Here is a 2,616-nt window from a genome sequence, read left to right as displayed (position 1 = left end):
CCTGAAAATGTCGGATGAGATGGTCTATATGAAAGCGATTCTAACGTTTTATATGTATATACAATTTGAGAACACTTTCTATTTTTTTGCGGGATTATGTTAGAATAACGCTTTTTTTAAGTACAAAGAAATTGGAGGTAACAGAAGTGAAAGGTATGTTTTGCAATAGAGTTATTGCGATAGTAACAGTGCTTACAATATTTTGTAGCATGGTCGTTACAATTGGAAAAGCAGCAGCGGAAACAGATCCTGCTATAGACGTTGAAGCAGGGTCAGCAATTTTAATAGAAGCAAATTCTGGAAAAATTTTATATGAAAAAAATGCAGATGAATCATTGGCAATTGCTAGTATGACAAAAATGATGAGCGAATACTTAGTTCATGAAGCGGTGGATAAAGGAAAACTTAAATGGGATCAAAAAGTTAAAATCTCTGAATATGCACATAAGATTTCGCAAGATCGTTCACTATCAAATGTTCCATTAGAAAATGGTGGCTCTTATACGGTAAAAGAGTTATATGAGGCAATGGCAATTTACTCTGCAAATGGTGCAACAATTGCTTTAGTTGAACAGATTGCTGGTAAAGAGGTCAATTTTGTAAAAATGATGAACGATAAGTCAAAAGAGTTTGGTATGAAAGATTATAAGTTTGTAAACTCTACTGGCTTAACAAATCAAGATTTAAAAGGATATCATCTTGAAGGGACAACTCTAGAAGAGAAAAATAAAATGTCTGCAAGGGATTGTGCAATTTTAGCACAACGTCTTATTCAAGATTTTCCCCAAATATTAAATACAGCAAAAATTCCTAAAAAAACATTCCAAGAGGGTGGTAAATATCCAATTGATATGGCGAACTTTAACTGGATGTTAAAAGGCTTAATTAAGCAATATGAAGGTGTAGATGGTTTGAAAACAGGAACGACTCCAGAAGCGGGAGATTGTTTCACTGGTACAGTAGAAAGAAATGGTATGCGACTAATTTCTGTAGTGATAAAAGCAAAATCTCATACGGCACGTTTTGATGAAACAAAGAAATTATACGATTATGGATTTGCGAATTTTGAAGTGAAGAATGTCTACGGAAAAGATTCAGTAATAAAAGGACATGAAACAGTTCGAGTGGCAAATGCAAAAGACAAAGATGTAGTAGTTCAAACGAAGCAAGCTGTTTCACTTCCAATGCCGAAGGGCAATAAAGACATTTATAAAAAAGAATTTAAAGTATCGAATACGGAACAAGAAGCGCCTATTAAAAAAGGTGTAACAATTAGTAAAATGATTATCTCGTCTAAAGATAATACAGATCCTGGGTTCTTATCAGGTAATTCATTACAAATAGACCTTGTAACAAAATCTGATGTGGAACAAGCAAATTGGCTTACACGTTTTATACGTAAAACAGGATCTTTTTTTAGTGGTATGTGGGATCGTACGATTGATATAGTAAAAAGCTAATTTTATAGGATACAACTAAATATTAGTTTGAAACAAAAGGTTTCAAAGCACTATAGATTCTTATGTGGATAGCTTGGAATGTCAGGGTGTAATTTTTTCTTCTTACTTTGTGCATTGCAATGACACTACTTTTTTCTATAGTTTCGTATCATGTAATCGAAAAGAAATGTATCAACTGGGCAAAACAAAGAACAACAAATTTTTTGAAAAAAGTATAAGTCCTAGAGGGATTTTATTTCTTTAGTAAATATACGAATATGACCGATTCCTTAGTATACTTGGGAATCGGTCAATTTTGGATTCTAAATGTAAATATAGTAAAGTGGAATATAATTGAAATCGAAAACCACTTAGAAATAACAATTACGGTGTGAGCTATTGTATAGTATAGATATGTTTAAAAATAAAGGGGGAATACATATGTGGAAGCGATTTGTAGCAATTGGTGATAGTTTTACAGAGGGGATAGGGGATGAAGTTGAGGGAATTGCATTAAAAAGCTGGGTAGATCATTTTGTTCAACTGTGTGAAAAAGATATAGAATATGCCAATTTTGCAAAGCGTGGGTTAGTAACTGAAGAAATTCGCTTGCAGCAATTGGAAAAGGCGTTAACTTTTAATCCAGATTTGGTTAGTCTCATTGCAGGGGCAAACGATGTTTTAAAAGGACGTTGGAATCATGATGCATATAAGAACGATATGGAATTTATGATAGATACATTAAGTAAAGCAGGGGCTGATATTATTATAGCAAACCTTCCTGATTTTACAGTTAGGCTTCCTTTTGCTTCTGAAAAAAAACAAGAAATAAAAGAACAATTATTAGAGGCAAATGAAGTTATACATTCACTGAGCAGAGAGTATAAGCTTCATCATGTTGATTTTTGGAATCATCATTTAGTTAATGACAATACGCTTTGGTCTAAGGATTTAATTCATCCAAACTCAAAAGGATATGTAAAAGTTGCTGAATTGATTTTTAGTAGTTTGCCTGTACAGAAGACAAAATAATAGTTTGCAATGTAACGAATATGATATTAAGTGTATGAAGCTATGTTTTTTAGTAAATGGAAAGAACTAAACATTTAGCAAACAAAGCGTTTCTACGATATATTTCTACAGTAGTGCACAAATACAGAATCACAAAGAAAGATCA

2 protein-coding genes and 1 pseudogene are annotated in these 2,616 nt (G+C 32.6%); all 3 read left to right on the top strand.

What is annotated here, in order from left to right; genetic code table 11:
• Positions 1–146: 146 nt before the first annotated feature.
• Complete coding sequence (locus ACQGS6_RS26160; RefSeq protein WP_000677707.1) at positions 147–1,460, top strand: D-alanyl-D-alanine carboxypeptidase family protein; 1,314 nt, start codon at positions 147–149, stop codon at positions 1,458–1,460.
• Between the two features lie 92 nt (positions 1,461–1,552).
• Positions 1,553–1,678: pseudogene (locus ACQGS6_RS26155) on the top strand (acyltransferase family protein); the annotation flags it as partial.
• Positions 1,679–1,880: 202 nt separating this feature from the next.
• Positions 1,881–2,471, top strand: coding sequence for an SGNH/GDSL hydrolase family protein (locus ACQGS6_RS26150; protein ID WP_000265873.1), 591 nt, complete (start codon positions 1,881–1,883; stop codon positions 2,469–2,471).
• Positions 2,472–2,616: the final 145 nt, after the last annotated feature.

The organism is Bacillus sp. GMs2/2 (genome assembly GCF_050172095.1).
GTDB lineage: Bacteria > Bacillota > Bacilli > Bacillales > Bacillaceae_G > Bacillus_A > Bacillus_A cereus.
This window is presented reverse-complemented; position numbering and strand designations above follow the sequence as displayed.

What these genes read in the sequence shown, in the direction of transcription:
- ACQGS6_RS26150 (WP_000265873.1), top strand. Translation starts at nt 1,881, where the DNA reads ATGTGGAAGCGATTTGTAGCAATTGGTGATAGTTTTACAGAGGGGATA.